Annotated in this window: 7 protein-coding genes; all 7 read left to right on the top strand. The window is 34.9% G+C overall.

Translation table 11 applies throughout. The annotated features are described in order from the left end of the window. On the top strand, positions 1 to 1,188 hold a 1,188-nt coding region (locus QZU81_RS10595), incomplete at its 5' end, for a hypothetical protein (protein WP_295591727.1). 1 nt (position 1,189) lies between these two features. Next, positions 1,190 to 1,966 carry a hypothetical protein gene (locus QZU81_RS10590; protein ID WP_295591725.1) on the top strand — a complete coding sequence of 259 codons (777 nt, stop codon included), beginning with the start codon at positions 1,190 to 1,192 and terminating at the stop codon, positions 1,964 to 1,966. A gap of 54 nt (positions 1,967 to 2,020) precedes the next feature. Next, positions 2,021 to 2,212: a hypothetical protein gene (locus QZU81_RS10585; protein ID WP_295591724.1), complete on the top strand. Its 192-nt coding sequence runs from the start codon at positions 2,021 to 2,023 to the stop codon at positions 2,210 to 2,212. Beyond that, entirely contained in the window at positions 2,209 to 2,379 is a 171-nt protein-coding gene (locus QZU81_RS10580; protein WP_295591723.1) for a hypothetical protein, read from the top strand. The genes QZU81_RS10585 and QZU81_RS10580 overlap by 4 nt, the downstream gene beginning before the upstream one ends. After that, positions 2,369 to 2,620, top strand: a complete 252-nt coding sequence (locus tag QZU81_RS10575) for a hypothetical protein (protein WP_295591722.1) — start codon at positions 2,369 to 2,371, stop codon at positions 2,618 to 2,620. The genes QZU81_RS10580 and QZU81_RS10575 overlap by 11 nt, the downstream gene beginning before the upstream one ends. A 24-nt stretch (positions 2,621 to 2,644) precedes the next feature. Beyond that, positions 2,645 to 2,902 (top strand): hypothetical protein, encoded by a 258-nt coding sequence (locus tag QZU81_RS10570; RefSeq protein WP_295591720.1) that lies wholly within the window; start codon positions 2,645 to 2,647, stop codon positions 2,900 to 2,902. Next, a partial coding sequence (locus QZU81_RS10565; RefSeq protein ID WP_295591719.1) for a hypothetical protein occupies positions 2,899 to 3,449 on the top strand: 551 nt, incomplete at its 3' end. The genes QZU81_RS10570 and QZU81_RS10565, both read left to right, overlap by 4 nt.

Below are 3,449 nucleotides of genomic sequence, written 5' to 3'. Positions count from 1 at the left end.
ATGACATTGCAAACGGAATTACAAATCAATATTGTAATGAGTAATTACACTGAAAGGAGCAGCAGCTATTCATCAAACTATGATTATATATTGTTAGATTCGTTATCTAGCAGTTCTTATTCAAGTTTATTCAGAAGTGATTTGAAAAATCTAAAGATCAAAACCCTGGACAACACAGAATGTAATGTATTATACCTTCCATCTTATGGATCCAAACCTGCATGTATCCTGGTAAGAATTCCTGTCGGAAAAATTTCTCAAACAACTAAGCTATTGCTGGATGTTTATGATAGATCAACAACCTTCAGCAGCACTTTATCAACTGGCGGTGAGGTTCAATTTTTTGATGCAAACAATGATACATACTCAGATTTTTTTGAAACATGTCAAGGTTTAAGTGTAGAAAATGATGCAATTGATTCAGGAAAAGTGATACGTTCACGTTTTGTTCCAATGGAAGTTTCATGTTTATGTACCAAAAATTTATCTGGCCAATCAGCTGCAAATGGTAGGGTAGTTTTTGCCAGGTTCAAAAGAGCAAGTGGAGCTATTACTGCTTATGATTCTTTTAACTATCCATATGGTGATGATGAACAATTATTATCTGTGTTTATGCAGACAGATTATAATTTCACGCCATATCAAGAAGATTTGAAAGTTAGTTCCATAATGACCGGACAGGAAAAACAATATTGTTTACTTGATGGTGTCAGTGATTTAGTAATGTCTTCATCATGGGACGCATATAATTCAGGAACGGATGAGGAAGGAGATTGGAAACAATACCATTATCATATGAGAGCAGGAAGTGGATTCTCAGCTAGTTCTGATTATCTGGAAGGATTTATAAGAAACAATCCAACGCAGGTTCATCAAACAAGTTATCATGAGGTAATGATTGATGCAACATTTTATGAAGATGCAGAATTATCAAGTTTCAATTACTTTGATTTAAAATGGCTATTGGTATTTCCGTCACCTATTATTGCATTCAACAATATTCCAACAATAACAGTAACGGAAAAAGATTCCAAAACCGGAATCAGATTATATAAAGGAAGTCACGAATACACTAAGGCCTACAGAGGCTCAACGTTAATGTGGGACGCTAATGATGAAACAATGAGTGATACAGGACTTCACATTCCAGACAAAATAAAAAACAAGAATTGGGATTGGGTGTTTTAAGATGATTATTGATTATGATGTTAATTCAACAATAGGACACGGCCGTGGATATCCAACAGGACTCGAGCATTCAGAAAAGATGGATGTTATTGCCTGTTTATTGGATGAGGGCGAAAGGACTTACGTTAATGAGGAACATACGGCATGGATTTCAGAAAACCAATGTGGAGTAGGTGAGATGGTAACGTTAGATGAATCATCCACAATGCAGCATACAATTGTTAGAAAAGCCAAAGAAGGTGATTTAGCATTTGGTTATCTTTTAGGTAAGGTTCAGATTAAGTCTTCAGGCCATACATTAGTTACTGTGGCCGTGCTTGGAGATGTCTTCAGGCTGAAATTGAAACGGCCAACACCAAAGGAAATATTGCCGAACACTAGAATTTACATTGACAGTGACGGGGAGTGCAATCCTGAACATGGCCATGACTTGAGACTGTTATCCATTGTTAATCTAACGGAAAACGAAACTACAGATTATATTAGAGTTTATAGACAAATGTCTGAGATTGAAATGTATCCTGAATCTCAGAACTGTATTGATCTTGCTGACTGTTCCTTTGAACAGGATGAAATAACTCATGTCGTTAATATGATCATACCTTCAGAATCCAATATTATGGCGCAGGCCAATTATGTTAAAGATGCTGACGGTGTTACTTATTGTGAACTTCCAGATGTAGCTATTGTTAATGATGTAAGGTTCGTTTGGGAAGATAACAAGCTATACATGGAATGGGAAGGTTGTGATGATGGTCAAAATGTATACTTTATATAAACAAAATAATAAAATATATAATAAAACATATAATATTATAGCGAGGTTGTTATTATGACAATAAGGAAACTAGTCGGAACTTTAGAAAACAAAGGACCATACATTGACCAATCAACAGGCCACTGGTTTTACTGGAACGGAACTAAATACGTCGATAGTGGTTATCCTTATGCCGTAAAACCCGTAATATCATTTAAAATTGAAGATGGTATTTTATATTATTCAATTACTTGGGAGGCACAATGAAATACATAAAATACTTTGATACAATCGAGGAATACGAATCCTGGATGAGCATAGAAGAAAACGCAGAGGAAGTATACAGGACTGAAGAAAAGATTTGCGTGGACGGTATAATTTTAAGTCATACTAATGAGCCATTTGTCGAGGAGGTAAACAGTAATGATTTATGAATGGTTAGAAGCCAATAGAAAGGATATTGACATATTAACTTCATTTCTAGTCACTGCTATTCCAGTAATCATGTTATATTCAGAAGCGTTAGGCATTAGTGAAAATACTGTTCCTTACTGTATCCTAATGATAGTGTTAGGTATAGCTAGCCATTATGCAAGTAGGATAAGAGGAGAAGGCGATGTTGAAGACGCTAAAAAACAAACTAAAAAAGTTTTGGGTTGTCCTGAAAAGCAATAAGCTTCTTTGGAGGATATTGTTATCATGAACAGATTAAAAAAGAAGATATTCCTTTGTAACTTTACCAAAACAATATCAAGTGCCGTATTAACGGCTGTAGCTATCAACATCATAATGACCAATGCAACCAAATATGCTTTACTGGAAGGACTAATACCATTTGCTGTAGCTATTGTTATTGTTACAGCAATTGACTTTTATGAATATAGATATGAAAAAGAAGACCAGATTAACTTGGATGAATTGGAAGAGAGAATAGAAAAGCTGGAGAAAGAACAATGAAAATATTGATTGCAGTTCCAACATTTGAAAACATCAAACCAGAATGTTTCAAAAGCATATACGGCCTTACAAGACCTGAAGGCTATACTCTTTACTTTGATTATGTCAGAGGTTATGATTGCGCTAAAGCAAGAAATCAAATAGCTAAAAATGCAATGGCCGGAAACTATGATTATGTGTTAATGGTAGATTCAGACATCCAGCTTCCATCAGACACATTAGTTAAGCTATTGGAATGCGAATCAGATATTGCTCTTGGATGGTATTATCGCAAGAGAACAAAATCAGATCAAACAATAATCTATACTTTCGGAAAAGACTTCAACGATGACAACTGCATCACAGGCACTACAATGATCAATGAAGTGCCTAGACCAATTGAAGTTAAAGGCGGTGGCCTTGGAATTGCATTAATCAAGGTAGATATCTTTCATCATCTTCCATATCCATATTTTAAATTCGTAACATATTCAAATGATACAGTATTGTCTGAAGATTTATATTTCTGCAATCTAGCTAATGGGCATGGCTTTAATGTTAAATGCAA

Origin of the sequence: uncultured Methanobrevibacter sp. (genome assembly GCF_902770715.1) — an archaeon.
In the GTDB taxonomy this organism is placed as follows: domain Archaea; phylum Methanobacteriota; class Methanobacteria; order Methanobacteriales; family Methanobacteriaceae; genus Methanocatella.
The sequence above is the reverse complement of the archived record's forward strand: the minus strand, read 5'-3'. Positions and strand labels throughout refer to the sequence as shown.